Origin of the sequence: Phaeodactylibacter xiamenensis (genome assembly GCF_965229835.1) — a bacterium.
In the GTDB taxonomy this organism is placed as follows: Bacteria; Bacteroidota; Bacteroidia; order Chitinophagales; family Saprospiraceae; genus Phaeodactylibacter; species Phaeodactylibacter xiamenensis.
Genome location: NZ_OZ245931.1, coordinates 4,346,912 through 4,370,574, shown reverse-complemented (window position 1 = coordinate 4,370,574; position 23,663 = coordinate 4,346,912). Strand labels below are relative to the sequence as shown.

Below are 23,663 nucleotides of genomic sequence, written 5' to 3'. Positions count from 1 at the left end.
GAGCACTAAAAAAATACCAATGCGATATTTTCTACTCTTATTGTTGAGTATACCGCTCTGGGCCAGGGCACAAGCCCCTCAGTGGTCTGCCCCCAATGGCAGTGCATTCAGCTACTCTGCTAACCTCACCGCCGTCTTAGAGCTTGATGGGCAGGTGAGCCTCAGTGCCAATGATCAGCTGGCTGCTTTTGTGGGGGACGAGATCCGTGGTAAAGCCATGGCCGTTGACCTAAATGGGAAGGTCCTTCATTTCATGACGATTTTTTCAAATGTGCCAACCGGTGAGGAAATAGAGCTCCGGGCTTACATCGCCGCTGATGACGAAGTCTATACTTCGATTTCCTCTTTTGTTTTTGATCAGTCATCGGTTACCGGCAGCGCCAGTACGCCCTACAGCGTGCAGCTGAGTTCAGACGGGGACCTGCTGATCAGTTTGGACAGTCTCCCCACTCAGGCCCGCTTGCAGGGATTGAGCTTTTTTCCTGTTCCGCTCCGGGATTACCTGAATCAGGCAGACGCAGACCCGGTTAGCTGGTCAGTCAGCAATAGCCTTTATTTCCAGCATTTGATTGCTGGAGATACGCTTTTCCTTTCGGTTGTGGACCCTGACTGGACCGGTACAGATACACTAACCATAACGGCCACTGAACAAACAGTCAATGCTTACAGTGCATCACAAAACCTGGTATTGACCGTGGAGCCGGGGTTGAACGGGCCCGCTTTCGATTCGATTCCTGTTCAAAGCGTGGTGACCGGTCAGCCTTTTCCTTCCCTGATGCTTGGGGACTACGAAAGCAGCTATACCGGTAATTGCCTCAGCTACAGCTACAAGCCAGTGCCGGCTATTGGTATGCCGGAACAGCAGGCTTCATGGGTCATTGGAGGCGGCGGCTGGCCTTTTACGATGAGTATATTGGCTACAACAACGTACAGCCCATCTTTCCTGTTCCAGTCAGATGAAGATAAGCTTGGCGCATTCATCGGTGGAGAATTAAGGGGGGCGGCCTCCGCGCAGATAATCAATGGGCAGCGCCTCTTTACCATGCAGGTCTACCATACGGCCATTGATGGTGAGATTGAGTTCCGTTACTTCAGCGATTCTCTGAAACGGATTTTTGTCTTGCCTGATACTTTTGATTTTGTCAGTGGTGGCCAATTGGGCACCCCCTCTCAACCTCAGATTCTGGACTTTTCCCCTCTGTCCTACACCCTTGACAGTCAGACGGGCGCGCTGTCGGTAGGCTTGCGCGTGCCAGGCTGGGAAGGCGTGGAGGAGGTGCAGTTCCGTGCATCAGACTGCAGCTACCCTGCCGAGCTTCAGGATACGGTCACTGTATTGTTTTGCTCGGGCCCTGATACGGATGGGGACGGGCTGTGCGATCAGTTGGACCCGGATCCTGATGATGCCTGTAACCCTGACGCCCTGAACGGGAACTGCGATGCAGACGGGGATGGGGTATACGCGGACGCAGACCCTGATGATGGGGACCCCTGCAACCCGCTCATAGAAGTGGAGGTGCTGAGCGCAGCGGGCCCGTCATGCCCGGAAGCTATGGATGGGCACGTTGAGATCGGCCTGACAACGCCCTATTGCAGCGGCGGCCGTTTTGATATTTATCTGGAAGAGGCATCGCTGCCGGTTCAGCAACTGGGCAGCGGGCAGCTACTGCCGGACACATTCCGGGTAGAGTCGCTGGGAGCGGGTACATATAGCCTCCGTATAGAACTGTCAGAAGCGGGCAGCTGCACGTACAGCAGCAGCTGTTTCCCATTTATTACAGACAGTTTGGCGCAGTTGGTGAGCCAGGACAGCCTCAGCCCCGCTCTTTTTGTGGATGCGGGCAGCGGAGCCCTGCCGGCTTCTGACACGCTGCAGTATTTCGCTGGCCCCGAGGCCTGCGGGCTGTCGTTATCGTGGCAGGCAGAGGTGTCAGACAACTGCACTGCGCCACCGCTGCAGTACAGCGTATCCTGTGAAGGGTGCAGCGAAATGCCCGAAGCAGCCCTAGCGGGCAGCACGCTGAGCCTGTTTGCGGGCGTAGGGGCGAACCAGCTGGAGCTATGGGCCACGGACGCGGACAGCAACAGCATCAGGCATACCTATGTGCTGATGGTCCAGGATACGGTGCCCCCGCAGCTGTTGTGCACAGGCCACACCATTTACCTGGATGAAGAGGGCATTGGCAGCATAGCGGTAGGCGATATAGATGGCGGCAGCAACGATGCCTGCGGCCTGGACACGCTCTTCCTGAGCCAGACGGTTTTCGGTTGCAGCGATGTGGGCCCGAATACGGTTACGCTCACCGCAGTGGATAACAACGATAATGAGTCTTTCTGCACGGCTACGGTCACAGTGCTCGATAGCATCGCCCCGCAGCTGTTGTGCACAGGCCAGACGATCTACCTGGATGAAGAGGGCATCGGCAGCATAGCGGTAGGCGATATAGACGGCGGCAGCAACGATGCCTGTGGTCTGGACACGCTCTTCCTGAGCCGGACGGTTTTCGGTTGTAGTGATGTCGGGGAGCTGCCGGTCACGCTAACGGGCGTTGATGAAAACGGCAACAGCGGCACTTGTACGGCTACCATAGCGGTAAGGGATACTGTGGGCCCTGTAATGCTGTGCCAGAGCCGGACGGTAACACTGAGCGTCTTCGGTACGGGCTCGCTGTCAGCAGCTCATGTGAATGCCGGCAGCAATGACGCCTGCGGCGCAGTGAGCCTGAGCCTGAGCCAGTCATCTTTTGATTGTGGTGATGTTGGTGTTCAGTCCGTTACCTTAACGGGCACAGACGTGAACGGTAACAGCAGCAGTTGCGAAGCACTGGTCACAGTAGAGGATTTGTCCCCGCCCTCGGTATTATGCAGCTCGCCGGAGGTGCAGGTGAGTTACGATGGCACTTACGAGCTATTGCTGAGCGATGTTTATGCAGGCGGGTTTGATGCCTGCGGTATAGATACAATACTGTACGACGCCGCCATTTACACCTGTGAAGACATCGGGGGCACGTACGAAGTACAGGTCACGTCGATAGATGTAAATGGGAACGAGTCGTCCTGCACCTCCACGGTGAGCGTACAGCAGAGCCCGGGGCTGCCACCGGAGTGGTCGGTGACGGGGCTGAACGGTTCACCGGGCAGTGCCACGTGGGACATCTGTACGGATAGCGGGACGCTGAACCTATGGTCAGGGGGGTATCATTCAGGCAGTGGCGGCAGCCCAGACGGCTACCTGTTTGTGCACCAGCCGTTTTGTGCGAGCAAAGGTGGGCTGCAGTTGGACCTGGGCACGGTCTCCGGGGACAGCTATATTGGGCTGAGCGTGCGGAGCAGCCTGTTGCCGGATGCGGCTATGGTCGGCTTATATTGGAATGGCAGCGGGCTGTTGCGCTGGGAAGTCCGCGGAGCAGACGGTGCCCTGCGTGAAGTTACGCTGCTGGATGCGCCGAATGCGAAAAAGATCCGCCTGGAATATTTCAACGGGACGTGGCGCGGGCGTTATCAGATACTGGGCGCAGGGTGGCTGAACCTGGCGGCGGTATCAATACCACAGCCATCGGGGAGCTGTTTTGAAGTGGGAGTGGGGGGCTTTACGGTGGATCCATCGGGCAGCATGTCAGGTTCGGTGAGCAAGGTGCGGGTCGTGGTACTGGAGCAGCAGGTGTGGTCGCCTCCGGTCACGAACCATACATCCGGCCCTGGCAACGGGCTGATTATCTGGCCCAACCCAACGGCTGGCGCTGCGGTACTGGAATGGGCAGTGCCTCTGGAGGCAGGAGCGGAAGTACGGATATATGGCCCGCTGGGGCAGTTGGCCCTGCCGGTTCAGCAAGCGGAGGCCGGGCAGCAGCAATTGAAACTGGATATGGAGGGGCTTCCGGCAGGCGTGTACACCGTCCAATGCAGGTCTGCCGGAGCGCAGGGGCGCCAAACGCTTAAGCTGGTAAGGTACTGATCGCATTCGACATTGCCCATCCTCTGAAAGGTGTCCCAAGTCCTGAAAAACAGGGTGTCCCAACTTTGTTTTCATGACTTGGGACTACCCCAACCTACCTTAGCCTTTACTTTAGCACAACAGTTAGCGCCTCTGGGTTCACACCGAGTGAGGCTGCGAGGATAGCGTCTGGGCTGCTTATCAGTCCGTTCAGCTTGTATCCTACTCTTACACGAGTATCACTTATTTGTTAATCATTATTCAAAATTGAACATCTTATGAAAACATGTAAATTATTTTTCACATTAGGCCTTGTGGCTGTGATGTCGGTTTCGGCCCTGGCGCAGACTGCTTCGGCGACAATGAACGTCACCGCAGAGTTGTTGCAGGGCTTACAAATTGTTAACCAAGTTGATCTCAATCTAGGGAGTTTTGTACTATTGGATGGTAGTAATCAAGGGGATTTGACCATTAATACTGTTGATGGGGAGGTAACTTCCAATGGGCTAGCTCTTGTATCGAATCCGACTTTAGGTTCATTTAGTGTATCCGGCTCTAGTGGTACCGTAGGTATAACTATAGATGGGAGTGTAGCACTAGGTGACGGTAGTATATCAGAGTTTACATTTTCACCAGCTGCGCAAAGTGGTTCAGGGGCTTTTACGGCTAATGGTGATGACATCGTAGGGAACGCAATAATCTCAAATGGGGTCAGCGAAACCATTCTTATAGGAGGTACTTTAGCAGGAATAGAATCGTCTGATGCCTCTGGCAGCTATTCAGGAACGATTAGTATCAATGTAGAATATCAATAAGCTCACAGCAGTGGAGTCAGGGGTGTTTTCATGCCCTTGGCCCCATGCTGCTGTTCTGCTCTCTGTGCGTGGGTAGGAAGAGCCATATAACCGGGATTATTTCGGGCTCTATTTTTGGACCTAAAAAAGATACCTTCATGAGCAAACCGGCTGTAAATCTACTATACGGTGTAATACCTCTTATAATTTTTATAGGATGGGCAGGGACTGCCATAGCACAAGGCGGGCTGCTATTGACTCCCAAGCGTATAGTCCTGGAAGGCCGTAAAAACGTAGGGGAGCTCAATCTGCTCAACGTAAGCGATGAGCCCCTGACCTATGTAGCCTCCTTTGTGGAGTACGCCGTAAGCCCGGAAGGGCAATACAGGACTATAGACACGCTTCGGGAGGAAGACCGGGCCGCTTCTCCTTATCTGCGGCTGTTTCCCCGCCGTTTCACCTTGCAGCCCGGTGAGTCTCAAACTCTGAGAGTACAATTCCGTAGCCGGCCCGACCTTGCGCCGGGGGAGTACCGTTCTCACCTCAGCTTCCGGCAGGTGGATACGCAGCAAGAGGCCGCGGCCCGCAACCCAGGCACAGGCCAGGAAGAAAGCGGAGAAATAGGCGTATCCATTAGTATGCTGTTCGGTATTACGATACCGGTCATCGTGCGCCATGGAGAAACCAGTGCCAGTGCAGCCATCGACAGCCTCCGGTTGATCCCCGGAGAAGAAGATGAACCTTCAAAGCTGCGCTTCCGGGTCAACCGAAGTGGCAATCAGTCACTACATGGTGATTTCCTGGTGGAACTGCTGCAGCCCGATAAAAAACCTGAAGCAATCATCAAGCGCAAGGGGATGACCTTGTTTACGCCCAATTTGTTCCGCAACTTCACTTTCCCCCTTGATTTGGCTGAGGGCACTGCACTGCCGCCGGGCAGCCAGCTGCGCATCCGTTTTATGGAAGATATGGACAAACGCAAGCCCACGGTTTATGCGGAAGCCCTCTACGATATGCCAAAGTAACGGACAGGTCCATGACAAGGGAAACCGCACAAAGCAGCGTAGAGAAAAAGGGCATCCGATTGCCCTTTTTCATCCTGTTGCTAATCTGTTTTGTGCTGTTCCATCCTGCTGTAAAGAGCTATGGGCAGCCGCCACCCCGGGCAGCCGCCGCCCGTCAGGGATATCCTGAGAAATACAACATGTCTAAGTCTGGTTTTAAGCCCAAGGCGGCTCCTAATGAGTTGGAGCGCCTTCCGGCTGAGGCCAACAGCTACGGGTCATGGATGGCTACTCATCCGGCCCCGGTTGAGGATGCAGGGGTGGAGGGTCCTTTTTCGCTATCGCTCTGGGTTACTCAGGAACTGGACTTTGGGCAATTGTACGCTGAAGAAAACGGAGGCGTACTGCTGCTAACCCCCAGAGGGCAGACCTCTGTGTCCGGCGAGCTTATTTCCGTTGGAGCGCGCGCCCGGCCGGCTATCCTCCGTTTGCAAGGGCTACGGTTGTCGGAAGGGCAGGCCCCAATCATATCAGTTAGGGCAGAAGAAAGCTTCAGTAATCATGGTGCCCGCTTTGAGCCGGAGTGGGAATTGGACTGCACAGGGGCCCATACGGGCGAATGCGTGCTGCGCATCGGTGGGCAATTATTTATCCCACCTGGTGTTAAACCAAGTGAAGTCATCCAAATTTCACTGTACATCACAGCCACCAACTAAGCGACTATGAGATGTCCTGCTCCTGCTGTTCTCAGTACCGGGCTCGTACTTCTGCTGTTGGTGGCGCTGCAGGTGGTGAGCCGGGCGCAGTCTGCGGAAGAAGAATTCGTGCTGCGCCTGGAGGTCGAGGAAGCTGGCGCATTCAATGTTTCTGCCCTGATTGACCTGGAAACCAACGCCGTCAAATTGCCGGTACGGGCGCTGCTGCAGGCCTTCAGCGTTAAGGTAAGCCCTGACACTCTGCCACAGGAACTTAGCGGGTTTTATCTGCAGGAGGACAATCCTTACCGGCTTTCCTTTCCCGAAAAGTCCCTGTTCGTCTTTGATACCCTGTTCCGGCTGGAAGCTTCCGCGCTCACTATGCACAGCGATGGAAGCTGCTACTTAGGCCTGGAATATTGGGGCCGTGCTTTCCGGCTGCCCACCACTTTTGATCTGCAGGCGCTAACGGCAACCATGAAGCCAGAGGTGGAGTTGCCAATAATCCGCAATGCCCGGCTGGCAGAAAAGCGTAACAGAGCTGGGGGAGGCAAGAAAACGGAGGGGTCTCCACCGGATACCGTTTTTTCCAGGCATCGTCATTGGCTGAGGGGCGGAAGTGCAGACTATCAAGCCAATTGGCGCGGCAATGGTAATGGAGCAGGGTTCTGGCAGGCGCGCGTGGATGCCGGGATTGAGCTCCTTGGTGGCAGCACGACTATCAGCCTGCAGCACGCATCCGAACAAGATTTTCGTTGGGAACGGCAACGCCTGCAGTGGCTGTATACCCCGAAAGTCAACCCTTACCTGAGTTCCGCAGAGGTGGGAACGCTCAGTAGTGGCGGTACCGGGATGATACGGTTGATTCGGCCACGGGCGGGCGTACGCTTGCACAAAAATGCAACCACCAGAGATGCATCTGCTTCCATGTACACCATCAGTAGCAATACTACGCCCGGCTGGGTGGTGGAAGTATACGAAGGCCGGCAATTGCTGGATTGGGAAAAAGCAGGCCAGGATGGCGCTTACCGCTTCGATATCCCACTTAAACGAGGTATTAATGAATTTACCGTACGTGAGCTCGGGCCTTCCGGGGAAGAGCATACTTACAAAGAGGTGTATTACCTTCCGGGCCGTATTCCCAAACCCGGCCAATGGACCTATTCTTTGGAAAGCAGCCGTATCATACAAGGCTCGGATGACCGCTTTCACAAAATTGACATAGGAATGGGCGTGACGCCTCATTTTATGGTGCGGGGCGGGCTGGAAAGTTTCAGTAGCCTAAGGGGCGGGCTTCCGGTGTATTACCTTGAAGGCCTGTTCCAGCCATCCGCAGGTTTGTCTCTGGAAGCAGGTATTGCCCCGGGCTTCCGGCAGTCTCTGCGCCTTTCTGTCCAACCTTTCAGGCAGTTGTCAGTGCAGTATCAGGGCGAACGCTACACGGAGGACCTCGAAGGGGCGTTCATCCCCAATCAGGAGCAGCACCGGGTGCAGGCCCGGACAAGCCTGAAGCTTGGCCGTCATCGGATTGGGGTGAATGCCCAAGGCACTTGGATCCGCAATGGCGGGCCGTGGCGGGGGCAGTATCAGCTAGGGCTCTCCTCTAACCTAAAGGGGACGGCCCTGCGCGCGCAATTGCTAGCTATGCCTTCTGGTTTACGGGATATAGGTTTGGGCAGCAACTTCAGTCTATCTCGTCAGTTGTGGAAAGCCATCTCCTTTTCCGGAGTTGTTCAGGCGAGCCTCCATCCCTTGAGGCTCAACGGGCTACAGGCGAACTTGTCAAAACAATTCTCCAAAGGTGCCCGGCTTGGCATCAACTACAGTTATGGCGTTGATCAGGGGCGGCATTCCTTCGGCATTAATTACAGTTTGGTTGTCGGTCCTGTACAATTATCCGGTAATGCCTCCCGCTCGGATACCCGCTTGTCACTGGACCAATCGGCATCCGGGCACCTTTTTTGGGTAGGGTCAGGCGGCGGGCTACAGCTCAATGCCCAGCCTGTCCCCGGTGAAACTGGTATTCTTTTGCGCCCGTTTGTGGATGCCAACCATAATGGCCGCCGGGATGAATTGGAATACGCTGTACTTGGCCTGGGCGTGGAGGCCAAAGGAGGGCGGGTAGAAGAGCAGCCCAGGGATAGCGTAATCCTGGTCAAAGGGCTGCAGGCTTCCCGGGAGGTACGGCTGGAATTTTCACCAGGCTTTTTTGAGGATATCTTCTGGGAGCCTGCCTATCAATCCGCAGCTGTCGTGCCAGACCCCAATCAGTACAAACGGATTGATATACCGGTGCTGCCCTATCACGAAATCTACGGTTACTTGCAGCCTTATGGCGCAGATGCACAAGCCCGTATCATGGCCGCTGTGGTATACTTGTATGACAGGGACGGCAACCTGCTTACACAAGCCTATCCGGAGCGGGATGGCTACTTCTCCTTCACTCAGATACGCCCAGGCAGGTATTGGTTGACAATGAACCCACAGTATACTTTAGGAAAGGAAGACGGCTGGCTTATAGAGATAAAGCCCTCAAGGTACGGACAGTCAGTGAAAGTCGCTTTTGACGTTCAGTAGACTTTGCCCGGGTACTTATTCTAAGCCATCTGCCTTAAAAGAATCAGCTATTCCTGTAACAGCAACTCGCGCAGGTACTGCTCAATGCTTTCCTCTTTATCGAGCCCCAGCTTTCCTTTTAGCCGATAGCGCGCCATCTTTACAGCATGCTCACTAACCCCCAGTGTCTCTGATATCTCTACCATAGAAGCACCCAGTGCAATGAGAATGGCGTAACGGAGCTGCGATTGCGTTAAGTCGGGTGCTATTTTGGTGAGCGCTTTGAAAAAATCAGGATAGGACAAAAGGAAAAGCTCCACGAAGTTGCTCTGTTCAGCATACTCGTGCAGAAGGATGCTTAACTTGCGCTCCAGCATTTTGGCTTTAGGGGCGTAACGGCCGACTGCATCCATGATATTGGTCTTGAGTTGTGCGGCTCCAATTCCACTTTGAAAGGCGTTTTGGCGTTGTACCTTAAGTTGCTTCTCCAATTGCTGACTGTGCTTTTTAGCGGTCTGAACGCGGATTTGCTCTTCCAGCACGCGCTGCTTATTGCTTTTGAATAAAAAACCGAGCACAACGAGCCCTGCCATGGCAAACAGTAAGGCAGCTCCCAGGTATAGATAATTACGCTCCAGGAGCTTTGTGCGTTCCTCTGCTAATTTGGCGATACTTTCGGCGCGGTCCCTGGCAGCTTTGTAAGATTCCAGCTCATAGATAGCAGCCATTTCCTCCTGATGTCTCTGCTGCTGTTCTTCTTGCAGGGCCTCGCTTTGTTCCTGCAGGTTTTTTGATTCGCGGAGCGCTGAGGCTTCGTCACCTTGTAAAAGGTAGGCGTTCAGCCGGCTGCGAGATAAGTAAATGAGGGTTTTCCGGTCCAGATCTGCCAGAGATGCCGCCTGCTGTATATCTTTTAAAGCCTCTTTGGCCTGCTTAAATGCCAAGTGGTAGTCAATTTGCATGGCGAAGTAGTCTGCTGGCTTTTCAATATCTTTCTTCAGAATATAGGCTTCAAAACGATTGATCATAGCCCGGGCCTTCTCATAGTCCCCGGCTCCCAGGTGGAGATCGAAAGCTATCTTGGCATAAAATGGAAAGAGGTATTCAAATTCACTGAGATAAGGGCCTAGTTTCTGTTGAATTGCAGCTGCCTTTTCCCATTCCTCAAGGGTTACTGCAATATCCATACGATTGAGCAAGCTCAATGCAATCGGATAGGCCCCTTCCTCTGAATGCAGCATACTTTCTTCAACTTCCCGGAAAATGGAATCTGCTTTTTCATACTGCTTCCTGCGCAGGTGCGTCACGCCTATGTTGTTCCTCAAAACAGCGCGTTCCAATTCACGAACCAGCCCTTCCCGCTCATTCATCAGTTTTTCAGTCATAAGCAGGTACTGATAGGCGGCATCGTACTTCTTTTGGCCCAGATAAGCATTGCTCAGATTACCGTATACAAGATAGAGCCTGTGCTTGTCCCCGTTTTCAATATAAAAAGCAGCTGCTTTCTGATAAGCATAAATAGCACTGTCCAGCTGTTCGGCCATCCAGTAATAATTGCCGGTAGAATACCAATACCCGGCCTCGCATCTCTTGTCCTCGGCTGCGAATGCAAAAGATCTGAATTCCTGAAATACCTCTTCTGTTTTGGAGCTATTGCCCTGATAGAGTAACGCTTTGATAATCAGCTGGTAATAGTTATAGCGATCTAATTCCTCTGAGAAGTGCAATTCCCGGTACAGCTCGTCATAACAGCCAAATTCAGGGCTGCCTGTCTTGAATCTGGTAATAACAGTATCGAGCAGTATTTGGGGAGAACGGCCTGACCAGTAGTCGTGGCTTAGGGTGTCACAGGGCGTGTTAATTTTGCCAAACACATTGGAGGGGATTACCAGGGGCGCAACCAGCGAAATAAAAAAGGTCAGGAATATTTTTTTATGCAATCTGCCTGCTATGCCAGTGCAGAGCAGCAGACGGGCCTGTTTATTGATTTTTGGTAAGTGCATATTTTGTTGTAGGCTATACAAGCGCAAGCCGCTATTTTAGTAATGGCTTAGTCTTGAATGACAGGGGGTTAGACTAAAATTGGTCCGGCTAAGGTATAAAATATATAGCTCTTTTTTTATATAGTCTAAACCCTTCACTATAAGTGGCCTCAGGCGCTGTAGGTCAGCATTTTGGGTTGAGCTATGAATTTGGGGTGTCGTAGTTGATTATGTTAAGAAAGCCAACCTCATTCAATCGGCACCCCATTCTCATCCGTCGTCAGTACCTCGCTCATATAATCGAAGAAGGGGCGCATGGCCTGAAAGACCCGGCTCAGTTGTTGTGCGAAGCCCGGTGCGAGCACTTCCTCATCAGTGAAAGGGTGGGTCAGTAAAAACTGTTTATAGCGCAGCAGGTCGATGGCCGGGTGGTCCTTGGTGAAGCCGCGGGGCGCGGTCTTCACCTGATCGCCTTCCAGCCCGTTAAAGTATTGTTGGAGCTCCGGGTGCTGAAGGACTTCGCGCATTTCTTCGGGGTGGTTGGCAATTTCTGTCCGGATCCGCTTCAGATCATCCGTATTGGGGTCCCAAAATCCACCGCCGGCAAAGGAGCCACCGGGAGAAATATGGAAGTAGTAACCGCCGCGCCGCCATTTGGTCGCCCGTACCATACTTCCGCTGAAGTGAGGCTTGTAAGGCGATTTGTCTTTGGAAAAGCGCACATCCCGGTAAATACGGAAGAGCTTGAGGTTTTCAATTTCATCGTGGTGGGAGACTTCATCCAGCAGTACATTGGCGAAAGCCTTGAACTCCTTATGCGCCTTTTGGTAGCGGGGCTTATGTTCGGTGAACCAGTCGCGGTTGTTGTTGGCTTTCAGGTCGAGGAGGAACTCAAAGGTAGGCGGGGTGATCATGGCGGCACTCATTTTATTCCAAAGATAAAGGTTCTTTTTTGATCATGCGTATGGTCTCGATTTTAGTATCGCTGACGAGCTCCAGCACAAATCTATACCCGCCAAAAATCAGCTCATCGTTTTGCTCGGGTATGGTGCCGGTTTGGGTGACGATGTAGCCGGACAGGGTGTGGTATTCGCCTTCCGGCAAATCCAGATCGTACTTTTCATTGAGGTAGTCGACCTCCAGGCGGCCGGAGAAGATGTACTCCTGCCCTTCCTCAATGACGCGCTCCACGTGCTCTTCCTGATCGTGCTCGTCTTCAATCTCACCAAAGAGCTCCTCCAGAATGTCCTCCATGGTGATGAGCCCTGAAATGCCACCGAATTCGTCGACCACCATGGCTATGTTGATGCGGTCGCGGATAAACCGGCTCAGGAGGTCCGCTACCGGCATGGCTTCCGGAACATAGGGCAGCTCCATAATCTCCCGGCTGATGGACCTGGGCCGTTTTAACAACTGTTGGTGGTGGACATACCCAAGTACATTGTCGATATCCTGATTAGTGATGATGATGCGCGAGAGTTTGGTTTCCCGGAAGAGTTGTTCCAGGTCTTCTACCGTGGCAGTCACATCAATATTCTCAATCTCAGGCCGGGGGATCATGCACTCCCTTACCCGTACGCCCCTCAGGTTAAGGGCTTTGCCAAAGAGTTCCCTGTCGATATCTTCTTCCTCATTTCCCTGCGTGCCCTGTATGAAATGCTCCAGGTCCAGGCGGGTAAAGGCATTGTCGACCTGTTCCACCGGCGTGCGCAGCAGGCGTAACAGCTGATTGGACAGCTTGGTCATGAGCCAGGAAGGGGCCAGTAAAATCCACTTGAACAGTTGCAGGGGCACGGCCAAAAAGTAAAGCACCTGATCGGCAAAAAGGCGGAATAGGGTTTTGGGCAGGAACTCGCCGAAAATGAGCACCACGATGGTAATGACGAGCGTCTCCAGCAGCAGAAGGGCCAGTGGACGCTCCGCCAGAAAGGGCATCCACTCCAAAAAATAGGGCTCTATGAGCTTGGTCATAAGAGTGGTGAACAGCACAAGGGCAATATTATTGCCTACGAGCATGGTGCCAAGGAAACTGGCCGGGTCATTGTAAAAACCGGAGATGATGCTGCCCCGGCGGGCGCTTTTCTTTTTCTTGATTTCTACCCGTAGCTTATTAGCCGAGACAAAGGCGATTTCCGTACCGGAAAACAGCGCGGAGAGCACCAGGGATAATATAATCAGTGCAATGAGCATCAGGGGTTATCTTGTTTATCGGGGTTGTCTACTTTGATGCGGCCCTCGATGGCATTAATGCGGGAGTAGGAAAAGTCCTGATCGGCCTCAAAACCATGGCCATAGATGACCTCATCGGGCCGGGTGATGACGACGAACTTATTGGAGTAGATCTTTTCCCGGCGTTCATCCCAAAAGAGCTCTTCAGTCTCCAGGGTATCTCCTTCCACGCTTTTCCAGACCACGCTGTCGCGCACCACTACTTCTTTCTTGTTCTGCCGGCGCAGCCCGTACAGTGCCGTTAGCTGGCTCGTCACCTCGCCGTCTGGCCCGAAAAACTCCACATTGACCCCATCCGGGAATTCCTGCTCCGGCTCTGACCGGTTGAGGTGGTAAAGCATGGTAGGCCCGGTGACCCGTACCCGTACCTGCGCCGAATCGCTGTACAGGATTTCCACTTCCTTTGCTGTTTCCACATCTACGCGCAGCTGCTCATTGAGCGCTTCAATTTCTGCAAGGTCGTTCTTGCAACCCGCCGCAAGCAGCAAAACCATACTTACCCAAAAGGCTCTAATCATAAGTGCGATTTGATATCATAATACAAATATAGGAGCTTCTGCTTCATGATACAGATTTAGAGCCTGCTAGTTGCTTAACACAAGGTTAATATCGACATAGTGCGTATGACAAATGTCACCTGCTGTCCGGCGGTTTCCCCCGATCTTTGCAGGCTGAAAATGCTACCGGAAAATGCAAAAACTGGAATTGCTGGCCCCCGCCGGGGCTTTTGATAGCCTGACCGCTGCGATAGACGCTGGCGCAGATGCGGTTTACTTTGGGGTGGAGCAGCTGAACATGCGTGCCCGCTCTGCCAACAACTTTACGCTGGAAGACCTGCCGGAGGTGAGCCGCCTGTGCCGGGCTGCCGGGGTGCGCTCCTACATCACGCTCAATACCGTACTCTATGACCACGATCTGCCAATGATGCGCCGTATTGTGGGCACAGCAGCCGAGCATCAGATTGACGCTGTCATTGCTATGGAGCCTGGTGTGATGCAGTATGCCCGCGAGCTGGGCGTGGATGTTCACCTGTCCACGCAGGCGAATATCACCAATGTGGAAGCGGTGAAGTTCTATGCGCAGTTTGCGGAGGTGATGGTGCTCTCCCGGGAACTTACCCTTTCTCAGGTGGCGCAAATTTGCCGGGCTGTTGAGCAGCAAAATATCTGCGGCCCTTCTGGCAAACCGGTACAAATTGAAGCTTTTGTGCATGGTGCGCTTTGTATGGCCGTTTCCGGCAAATGTTACCTCAGCCTGCACACCCACAACTCCTCTGCCAACCGGGGTGCCTGCAAGCAAAACTGCCGCCGCACGTATACCGTAAAGGATGAAGAGGGGCACGAGCTGCTGATCGACAACGAATACATCATGTCGCCCAAAGATCTGAATACCATCGGCTTTCTCGACAAGCTGGCAGAGGCTGGGGTGGGCGTTTTCAAAATAGAAGGCCGCAGCAAAGGCCCGGAATACGTGTACGAAGTGACCCGCTGCTACCGGGAAGCGCTGGACGCTATACAGGACGGTACCTTCAGCAGCACAAAAGTAGATGCATGGATGGAACGCCTGGAACAGGTCTACAACCGGGGCTTCTGGGGTGGCTACTACCTGGGGCAGAAGATGGGTGAATGGACGGATGCACCGGGCTCTGTGGCCAAAGAACGCAAAGTCTTCCTGGGCACGGGCATCAAATACTTTAGCGGTATCGGTATAGGTGAGTTCAAATTACAGTCGGGCGACCTGCGCCTGGGCGATGAGGTCATTATCACCGGCCCTACGACCGGCTACCTGCGCACTAAAGTCACCTCTCTGCATCTGGAGGCACAGCCGGTGGAAGCCATCAACAGGCGTGGTGCTCATTTCTCTATGCCGGTAGGTGAAAAAATCCGCCCATCCGATAAATTGTACAAAGTTGAGCCAAATACAAATTAGTTTTCTGCGGCACAAATGTATTGGCTGCAATGCCTGCGTGGAAGCCGCGCCCGAGCACTGGGTCATCTCCAAGACAGATGGCAAGAGCTACCTGCGAAAGAGCCGGCAGCGGGGACAGTACTACCTCAAGGAGGTCAACTGGCTGGAGTACGATGCTAATGCCCGCGCTGCCGACAACTGCCCGGTGAAGATTATCAGGTTAAAAGAGGTGTGAAATCACCGGGTTTTTGCATTTTTGAGAATCAATTTGCTTGTTTTGAGAAACTTTCGATTTAATATCTGACCTTTCGCACGCGAAAGATTTGGAAAATTGATTAATAATGTTGGGGCAGTTATCTTGCAGCTCAAAGGAGCGCAAGATGAAAGACCCAAAGTTACTTGACTTGTATTCGGACTACCTGCTGGCATCGTTTCGCATGGCGACAGCCACCGGCTTGTCCGAGCTGACCGATCAGGCACTGAGCCATGACAAGATCAGCCGTTTTTTAGGGCAGGAAGCCTTCACGGCAAAGGACTATTGGCGTTGCATAAAGCCTTTGGTACGTAAAGTGGAGCACCCGGACGCGGTCATCAAGATAGATGACACGATCGAGGAGAAGCCGCACTCTACGGAGAATGAAGTGGTCACTTGGCACTGGGACCACTCCAAGAAGCCGAAAGCGGGGCACACCAAAGGGATCAACATCCTGAATTTCCTTTACCAGAGCCCACAGGGCATAGAGCTGCCTGTTGCTTTTGAGATCGTGCGCAAGTCGCAAGAATACGTGGATGCCAAAAGCGGGCAGGTAAAGAAGCGCAGCCCCCGCAGCAAGAACGAGATGCTGCGCGACCAGCTTTTTGCCCTTGTCAAATACAACCGCGTGCCCTTCCGCTATGTGGTATGGGACACTTGGTTTGCTGCCAAGGAGAACTTCGAGTTCGTGCATTATGAGCTGGGCAAGCATTTCATCAGTGCCTTGAAGAGCAACCGCAAGGTCGCCCTTAGCATGGAAGACAAGCTGGAAGGCAAGTTCCACCGAGTCGACGGGCTAGAACTGCAAGCAGGCCAGGCCATTACTGTTTACCTCAAAGGGCTGGATTTCCAAGTCCAGTTGGTCAAGCAGGTCTTTATAAACCAAGACGGCTCAACTGGAGACTTGTACCTGGTCACCAACGATCTGGTGCTAAGCGGCCCAGCTATCTGCACAACCTACGGGACACGCTGGGGAGTGGAGGTATTCCACAAATCGCTCAAACAAAACGTGGGGCTGGAAAAGTCCCCCACCAAGCACGAGACATCCCAGTGCAACCATGTTTTTGCTGCCATGATTGCCTGGACTAAACTCGAACTGCTGGCTGCAAAAGAGCAGACCAACCACTTTGCCCTAAAAACCAAAATTTATGTCAATGCCCTCAGGGCGGCTTTTCAAGAGGTGCAAAGGCTCAAAGCCTATGTCCCTAAAATTGGACCGCCGGATGGGCTAGCCACCCCTCTTTTGGGGTAAGGCCTTGATTAACTTGTTCATGCGAGTGCTTTTTCAGTGCCATGCACTGAGTGGGCTTGCTGTGCCAAGCACCCTGAGTACTGCTAATTTTTTCAATTATCATAACCTTTCGCGTGCGAAAGGTCAGTTAATATTTTGTATCTTGAGGAGCGCTTATGAAGCAGCCGCCTTTATTAAGTTCTGATGGCTGCAAAAAAGCCATAGTGAAAATACTCCCAACCTATTTCCAATCCATTTTTCAGTAAAGCGAAGCATAGAGGACACGATATTTGCTTTAATTTCTGTAGTGAGCATTGTTCACTATAGCACAGGCAAATAAGACGGTGTGCTTTTTTTGACAATTGCCGGTCTGAGTCAGGCAACAGCTCAAAATGCGTAATGATTGATAGGATGAAACAGTACCTCCTTGCCAAGAAGTATATACTATTGTTTCTGGTCTTATTGCAAGGCTCAGGGGGAGTAGTATTTGGGGCAGTCCCTGCTTCTGATTCACTGGAGGTAAAATTGGAACAGGCCGGCTCAGAAGAAGAACGGATCAACCTCTTGTTTGAAGCGGCAGAACATCAGCTCCGCACCAATAGTAAGGAAGCCATAGCCCTTACCCGGCGGGTACTGGAGTTGTCACGAAAGGGCCGTGATACGACTCTGGGGAAAGCCTATAAGTTCCTGCAGCAAGCTTATCTTTATCAGGGGCAGCTAGACCAGGGATTATTGTACAATGACTCTCTGATGTATCTGTATTCGTGGCAGGAAAACCCTAAGGAGCAAGCCTGGGGGTTGCGGTCCCGGGGTTATATCTTTTTGCTGCAGGGGGAATACAATCAGGCCTATGAAGCCCTGCTGGGGGCACTCGATGCCAACCGAAAAGACTATGACCGGGTGATGGAATTTGATATTAAGATTCTGTTGGCAGATGTACTGACTAATCTCCGGGAATTTAAGGATACGGATTCCTTATATCGTACCTCTATTACCGTGCTGGATTCCCTCAACCGGCCCAATGGGGTCGCATTTGGGCATATTCACCGTGGTATCGGGCTTCAACTACAGGATAAGCACGAGCAGGCATTGCATGTCTTTCGGGAAGGCAAACAATACGCTGAAGAAAAAGGAATAAGCTATGCGAGGTTTTCAGCTGAAATCAATATGGGATGGTCTTTTGCCAAGTTGGAGCAGGCAGACAGTGCGTTGTACTACTGCAGCCGCGGGCTGGAAGAATATACAAAGTTCGGGGATACCTACGGGCAGGCGCATTGCTGCAAATGTATAGGATATGCCTATTTTACTGAAGGGCTTTTGGACAAGGCAGCGCCCGAATTGTTGAAGGCACTGGAGCTGTATACCGAAATTGGGGTTTCTGAAGGACAAAATGAAGTGCTTGAAACCCTTGCCACACTCTATGAAAAAAAAGGCAATACTACCAAAGCACTACAGTACCACAAAGCTTTCAAATCCCTCAGCGACTCTCTGCTCAGCATCGATCGCTCCCGTCAGATCACTTTTTTACAAACACAATTCGACGTAGCGGAGCATAAAAGATCAAATGCCCGCCTGCAGGAAAAACTGCACATTCAGAATAAACTGAGCAATCAGTACATGGGTTTGTGGCTGCTGGCCCTGGGCTTGCTGGCCGCCCTGTTTTTTCTCTACCGCCTTAAGTTGCAAAGCAATAAGCGCCTGGAAACAGAAGTCAGTGCCCGTACCCGGGAACTTCGGGATTCCAACGAACAACTTCAGCTGGCCAATCAGGAACTCCGGCAGTTCGCCTACATCACTTCGCATGATATGAAGGAGCCTGTGCGAAATATCAGCCGCTTCGCCACGCTCATTCAGCGGCGCCTCCAAAAAGGGGAGACCGAGAATATTGAAGAATTCCTGCAGTACATTTCCAGAGGAGCGCTTCAGCTTGATGAACTCATCAAAGATGTCTACAGCTTTACTCAACTGGATGAGCTCCACAGGCAATACACCAATGTAGGGCTGGGCGAAATCATAGGCACCATCAAAACAGATTTGGATTCGCTGATCAGAGAGAAAAATGGTACGCTAGCTTTTGAGGATCATGCGCTTTATGTGCCAGAGAAGCCCTTGAAAATTGTACTGAAAAACTTGTTGGAGAACGCCTGGAAATACAATGAAAACGAAGAGGCTGTGGTTCAGCTAAGCTGTACGGAAAGTACCACGCACTACACTTTTCGGATGGAAGACAACGGTATTGGCATCCCAAAGGAGTATGACGAGTACGTATTCAAAATGTTCAAACGCCTGCACGACCGGGAGCAGTATACAGGTAGTGGACTGGGCTTGTCTATTGTCAAAAAGCTGGTACAAAAAATGGGCGGTAATATCCGTATCGAGCGTCCCGGCCTAGATGGCAGGGGTATTGCGATGGTGTTTACCATTCAAAAGCAAAATTCGGTACAGCATCAAATCTGAGGCAAGGCATCCGCACCTGTTGGCCAGACTGCAAGGCCACGCTGATTATCCGTTATACTGGCTCATCGCATGCTGCAGCCCAATCGTGCCAAATGCAATACAGCCCTCTGCTGCCCGCTTGATGATGTTGGGCAGTTCTGCCTGCTGCTCAGAAGACCATTCGCCCAGCACGTAATCGACCTGCTGCCCCTGATGGTAATCATTGCCAATGCCGATGCGCAGGCGGGCATAGTTATTCCCCCCCGTCACCTGATCGATATCTTTCAGCCCGTTGTGCCCGCCGTCGCTACCCTTTCCGCGCAGGCGTATTTTGCCAAAGTCGAGGTTCAGATCGTCGATCACCACTAACAGGCGGTTCTTGTCGATCTTCTCCTTTTGCATCCAATAGTGGACCGCTTTGCCGCTGCGGTTCATGTAGGTGGAGGGCTTGAGCAAAACGAAGGTGCGCCCCCGCTGCTTGATCGTTGCCACATCGCCCAGCTTTTCAGTCGCCCACTCGCCCCCGTGCTTTTCTGCCAGGGCATCCACTACGTCGAAGCCGATGTTGTGCCGGGTGTTGTCGTATTTCGCCCCAATATTGCCGAGGCCCGCAATCAGATACTTCATAGGATCCGCAGGTATGGTCTCTTTTTTTCGGAATAAATCGAATAGCCAGTTCATTAAACGGCTACATTGAACTCGCGCAGGGCATCGTTCAGAGACGTTTTCTTGTCTGTACTTGGTTTGCGCTGCCCGATGATCAACGCGCAGGCTACCTGATAAGTGCCCGCCGGGAATTCCTTGGGATAAGTACCCGGAATAACAACTGATCGCGCCGGTACCCGGCCTTTATAAGTCACGGGCTCCTCACCGGTCACATCAATGATGCGGGTAGACTGGGTGAGCACCACGTTGGCGCCCAGCACCGCTTCCTTTTCCACGCGCACGCCTTCCACTACGATACTGCGGGACCCGATGAAGCAGTTGTCTTCAATGATGGTCGGTGTGGCCTGCAAAGGTTCCAGTACGCCCCCAATGCCTACACCCCCGCTCAGGTGTACATTGCGGCCAATCTGCGCGCAGGAGCCCACGGTTGCCCAGGTGTCCACCATAGAGCCGCTGCCCACCCATGCCCCAAGGTTCACGTAGCTGGGCATCATGATGACGCCTTCTTCCAAATAGGCGCCGTAGCGGGCGATCGCGTGCGGCACTACCCGCACGCCCTGTGCCTTGTAGTTCTTTTTGAGCGGAATTTTATCGTGGAATTCAAACGGCCCTACTTCGATGGTCTCCATTTGCGCCAGCGGGAAGTAAAGCACCACCGCTTTTTTGACCCATTCATTGACCTTCCACTCGCCGTCCTTGGTAGGCTCGGCTACGCGGAGTTTGCCCTTATCGAGTTGAGCCATAACGTGCTGAATGGCTTCCTGTACCGGCTTTTCCTTGAGCTGGGAGCGGTCTTCCCAGGCACTATTGATGAGGTGTTGCAGTTTATCCATATCGGGATGTTTGAGGGCGCAAAGGTAAGGAATTATTGGGGGAGGGGCGCTATAAGTGGGCCACCTTCCAATCTAAAGCCGTTCGTTGGTCGGGTTTGAAGTTAACGCCTATGCCGGTGATCTTTTTTTTAGAGCTTCGGTATCGGTCAGCGTATGCATTTGAAAGTATTTGCTCAAGGGCTGCCTCTGCAGATTGATCAAACTTGAATTCAAAAATATATACATGCGTTGGGGTTTCCACTATGGCATCCGCCCGGCCTTTGGAGGAATGTACCTCACTTTGGGCATAAATCCCCAGGTAATTGAAAATCAGATGAACCAGGCCATGGTATAACCCTTCAGATTTGCGGTCAAAAACTTCATAGGGAAGGTCAGACAGGATAGCTTCCAAAATATAGCGTACCTCATCCAGTTCATTTCTTATAAAAGCACGCTGCATGTCCTGAATCGTTCGGCCGGTATTTAGCCGGCTCGGATTATGCGCCAGCTCATCGATCAGATGCTCGTACATGCTTTCCTGCACCTCGAGATTGGGGTAGCCCAGAATGTATTCTCCCGTCATCCGGTTGGAAGATTTTACCGTAAGGTAGCCTGCCTGAAACAACAGAGGGACAAGTGTCAAATTTTCAATATCAAAGCGCTCAAAAGCCGTATTGCTGACTTCGATATCCTCTACCTGATAAACCCCCTGCTCTTTCATCTGCTCGATCAGAAACCTTGGGCTACCTGTTGAGAACCAGAAATTGGAAAATGCTTTGTTGCTGAAGAAGTTGAGGATTCCAAATGGATTGTAGACTTTATGCTCGCCGTCCCAGGAATAGCCATTGTACCAGTCCTTCATGGTTTTTAGAAGGTCTGCCTCGCTGATTTCCAGAGCTGTTTTTGCAGCTGTTATGTAATCTGCAAAGTAATGTTCCAGCTCTGTCTGCGTATATCCGGTCAGCGTTGCGTATTCGCGGTGTAGCGTAAGGTCATTGAGGTTGTTGAGGTGAGAAAATACAGAAACCTTAGCAAATTTGGATACGCCAGTGAGTAAAACAAACCGCAAATCGGCATCTGAACCTTTTATGATACCATAAAATTCACGCAAAATATGACGATTCGCTTTCGCAGTGTCCAAATCCTCTTCGCTTAGATAATCGAGAATAGGTTTATCGTACTCATCAATCAGCAAAACTACGGGGCCGTTCTTAGCAGCCAATTTTTCCAGGAGTTCTACAAACAGCGATTTGTAATCTGTTGCAGCAAGGGTAAGTCCGTAGTGCTCCGCCTTTCGGTTCAGGTCGTATACCAATGCATTGGCGAGGCCTTTCTGAGCGTAATTGATCTTGTCAAAATAGAAGTGCAGCACTGGAGATGTGGCAGCCCAGTCCCAATGATCCTCAATCCACAGCCCCTCAAACAGAGACTTCCTGCCTGCATACAAGTCGCGAATAGTGGTGAGCAGCAAGGACTTTCCAAACCGTCGTGGCCTGGACAGAAAATAGTACTTCCCGGTAGTCGCCAGCCGGTGGATGTGTTCTGTCTTGTCTACATAGATGTAGTTGCCCTCCCGTAGTACCTTGAAATCTTGTATGCCGATGGGTAACTGCTTCATGTGGACAAGATAACGAAAATTGGCAGACGTGGCCTCAACAAATATTTTAGAAAAATGAGGGTAAACCCCGAACTGCATTTCTGACCGAAACTAAATGGGGGCGTGCAACAGTAACGAACGCTTCTAAAGGTGCATACGGGTATTCAGCCAGTTAGGGTCAATCAGATACCTCTACACTTCAAAGTTAAGATACACCCAAGCGTGTTCTCCGATCATCCGAGTGGATCATTTCCCAATGACCGACACCTTAAAAAGAAATGCTGAAACGTCCTTCCGTGACAGTGACAACCTCTGATGGGTCCTCCCGGTTAACCAACTGCCCTTCGAAGAATCCCTCCATACGGCCCTGCAAGGTGTCAAATACCGGAATCTCCAGGGTGATTGGATGGTCAGCAGTGGAAATAAAAAGCTTGTCTTGCTTTTGATCCTTTAGCGTCCAGTACCGGTTTGAAGTACTGTCAAGAACAAACACCCCGGGTAATTCAGAAAGGGCAATGTTGTTCAGCTCAGCATGAATGGTTTGATCCAAAATGATATCGTTGTCTGTGGCAATACGCATAGCAGATAAGATTTCGAAAGCGTATCCGCCCGGCGCTTCCTGCCGAAAATTATAATTAAAAGTATTGGGCTCAGGATTGAAGAAACCAAGCCCGGCAGACCAGCCAAAGGGTATCCACAGTAAATCCTCCAGGTAAAAAGCCAGGGTGTCTGTGGTCGCAAAATCCTCCTCCGAAGGGTAAGTCGTCTCATTGTAAAGCTGAACATTACGGCAGGCGGAAAAGAGGAGAACGAATAGAAAAGAAGCAAGCAGTACGTTTTTCATGTGAGTAGATTTTAAAAAGCATAAACCAGGCCTACAGCAAGGCTGACACCATTGGATTTCATCCGGAAACTTTCTATGCGCTCTTGCCCGTCGTCTGATAGCACCTGTAAATCTTGTTGGCTCGAAGCATGCCAGCTGCTAATTTGCAAAACACCACCAATGGGCGACTCCTGAGGGCGGACCTCAAAAACAATACCGGGCATAAAAACCCATCCACCCTGTTGTTCAAATTGGTAGGTCCGCTGTTCTTGCTGGTAAGTGACTGTGCTAATGTAAGTTTCGGTCTGCTGCCCGAGTGAAAGGTTGCGGTATCCTCCTAAAGCCCGGAGCTCAATTTGCACACTCTTATCTTCCGGGAACACATGGTAGCTCGCACCGGCAATGAATTCCAAACTACGGTCGCTGTTGCCCTCTGCTTCATGCCGTAGCTCCTGCAATTCATCGTAGTACCGGTCATCGTTATTTGAAAGGGTCTGCCACATCACACCTGCAATGGCGCCAATACGGATTTTGGAAACCCACTGCGCAGAGACCTGACTGCCGTAGCTCTGACTCCGCTCCGGTTGGTAGCCTATGACCTCAGGTGACAGCTCAAACCGTTCCGATGTGGTTAACGCCATGGCATGAATGCGAAACGAGGATTGTGCTTCCAAAGCCGGGCATAAACCCAGAAAGATTAGAGCAAGCGCAGTGAATTTTGACATGGTTAAGCGGAGTTAGTG

18 protein-coding genes are annotated in these 23,663 nt (G+C 52.0%); 9 read left to right on the top strand and 9 right to left on the bottom strand.

Features of this window, described 5'->3' with window-relative positions; all coding sequences use genetic code 11:
- Positions 1-19: 19 nt before the first annotated feature.
- From ACO08I_RS16650 to ACO08I_RS16630, 5 genes are all read left to right on the top strand, one after another.
- Entirely contained in the window at positions 20-3,955 is a 3,936-nt protein-coding gene (locus ACO08I_RS16650) for a T9SS type A sorting domain-containing protein (RefSeq protein WP_421946527.1), read from the top strand.
- Positions 3,956-4,212: 257 nt separating this feature from the next.
- On the top strand, positions 4,213-4,749 hold the full coding sequence (locus ACO08I_RS16645; protein ID WP_282784079.1) for a DUF4402 domain-containing protein: 537 nt from the start codon (positions 4,213-4,215) through the stop codon (positions 4,747-4,749).
- A 137-nt stretch (positions 4,750-4,886) separates the two neighbouring features.
- Positions 4,887-5,753 (top strand): fimbrial biogenesis chaperone, encoded by an 867-nt coding sequence (locus ACO08I_RS16640; protein ID WP_282784080.1) that lies wholly within the window; start codon positions 4,887-4,889, stop codon positions 5,751-5,753.
- Positions 5,754-5,764: 11 nt separating this feature from the next.
- On the top strand, positions 5,765-6,448 hold the full coding sequence (locus ACO08I_RS16635) for a hypothetical protein (RefSeq protein ID WP_421946526.1): 684 nt from the start codon (positions 5,765-5,767) through the stop codon (positions 6,446-6,448).
- A 6-nt stretch (positions 6,449-6,454) separates the two neighbouring features.
- A complete protein-coding gene (locus ACO08I_RS16630) occupies positions 6,455-9,004 on the top strand; it encodes a hypothetical protein (protein WP_421946525.1) in 2,550 nt (849 codons plus the stop codon).
- A gap of 47 nt (positions 9,005-9,051) precedes the next feature.
- Here ACO08I_RS16630 and ACO08I_RS16625 read toward each other — a convergent pair whose 3' ends face one another.
- From ACO08I_RS16625 to lptC, 4 genes are all read right to left on the bottom strand, one after another.
- A complete protein-coding gene (locus tag ACO08I_RS16625) occupies positions 9,052-10,986 on the bottom strand; it encodes a tetratricopeptide repeat protein (protein ID WP_421946524.1) in 1,935 nt (644 codons plus the stop codon).
- A 227-nt stretch (positions 10,987-11,213) separates the two neighbouring features.
- Positions 11,214-11,879, bottom strand: a complete 666-nt coding sequence (locus tag ACO08I_RS16620; RefSeq protein WP_044218744.1) for a DUF2461 domain-containing protein — start codon at positions 11,877-11,879, stop codon at positions 11,214-11,216.
- 13 nt (positions 11,880-11,892) lie between these two features.
- A complete protein-coding gene (locus tag ACO08I_RS16615; protein WP_282784089.1) occupies positions 11,893-13,155 on the bottom strand; it encodes a hemolysin family protein in 1,263 nt (420 codons plus the stop codon).
- Positions 13,155-13,712: an LPS export ABC transporter periplasmic protein LptC gene (lptC, locus tag ACO08I_RS16610; protein WP_044218380.1), complete on the bottom strand. Its 558-nt coding sequence runs from the start codon at positions 13,710-13,712 to the stop codon at positions 13,155-13,157. The genes ACO08I_RS16615 and lptC overlap by 1 nt, the downstream gene beginning before the upstream one ends.
- A gap of 172 nt (positions 13,713-13,884) precedes the next feature.
- On the opposite strand from lptC, the gene ACO08I_RS16605 reads away from it, so the two are divergent.
- The 4 genes from ACO08I_RS16605 (at position 13,885) to ACO08I_RS16590 (ending at position 19,043) form a co-directional block, all read left to right on the top strand.
- Positions 13,885-15,123: a peptidase U32 family protein gene (locus tag ACO08I_RS16605; RefSeq protein WP_282784091.1), complete on the top strand. Its 1,239-nt coding sequence runs from the start codon at positions 13,885-13,887 to the stop codon at positions 15,121-15,123.
- Entirely contained in the window at positions 15,104-15,337 is a 234-nt protein-coding gene (locus ACO08I_RS16600; protein WP_282784093.1) for a ferredoxin, read from the top strand. Before ACO08I_RS16605 ends, ACO08I_RS16600 begins: the two co-directional genes overlap by 20 nt.
- A gap of 145 nt (positions 15,338-15,482) precedes the next feature.
- On the top strand, positions 15,483-16,607 hold the full coding sequence (locus ACO08I_RS16595) for an IS701 family transposase (protein WP_421946523.1): 1,125 nt from the start codon (positions 15,483-15,485) through the stop codon (positions 16,605-16,607).
- Positions 16,608-16,997: 390 nt separating this feature from the next.
- Entirely contained in the window at positions 16,998-19,043 is a 2,046-nt protein-coding gene (locus tag ACO08I_RS16590; protein WP_421946522.1) for an ATP-binding protein, read from the top strand.
- A 45-nt stretch (positions 19,044-19,088) separates the two neighbouring features.
- Here ACO08I_RS16590 and pth read toward each other — a convergent pair whose 3' ends face one another.
- The 5 genes from pth to ACO08I_RS16565 form a co-directional block, all read right to left on the bottom strand.
- Positions 19,089-19,649 carry an aminoacyl-tRNA hydrolase gene (pth, locus tag ACO08I_RS16585; RefSeq protein WP_350179300.1) on the bottom strand — a complete coding sequence of 187 codons (561 nt, stop codon included), beginning with the start codon at positions 19,647-19,649 and terminating at the stop codon, positions 19,089-19,091.
- A gap of 53 nt (positions 19,650-19,702) precedes the next feature.
- Entirely contained in the window at positions 19,703-20,521 is an 819-nt protein-coding gene (locus tag ACO08I_RS16580; protein ID WP_421946521.1) for a 2,3,4,5-tetrahydropyridine-2,6-dicarboxylate N-succinyltransferase, read from the bottom strand.
- 49 nt (positions 20,522-20,570) lie between these two features.
- Positions 20,571-22,118, bottom strand: coding sequence for an AAA family ATPase (locus ACO08I_RS16575; RefSeq protein ID WP_421946520.1), 1,548 nt, complete (start codon positions 22,116-22,118; stop codon positions 20,571-20,573).
- Positions 22,119-22,365: 247 nt separating this feature from the next.
- Positions 22,366-22,941 carry a hypothetical protein gene (locus ACO08I_RS16570; RefSeq protein ID WP_282784102.1) on the bottom strand — a complete coding sequence of 192 codons (576 nt, stop codon included), beginning with the start codon at positions 22,939-22,941 and terminating at the stop codon, positions 22,366-22,368.
- A gap of 11 nt (positions 22,942-22,952) precedes the next feature.
- A complete protein-coding gene (locus ACO08I_RS16565; RefSeq protein WP_282784104.1) occupies positions 22,953-23,645 on the bottom strand; it encodes a hypothetical protein in 693 nt (230 codons plus the stop codon).
- Between the last annotated feature and the right edge of the window lie 18 nt (positions 23,646-23,663).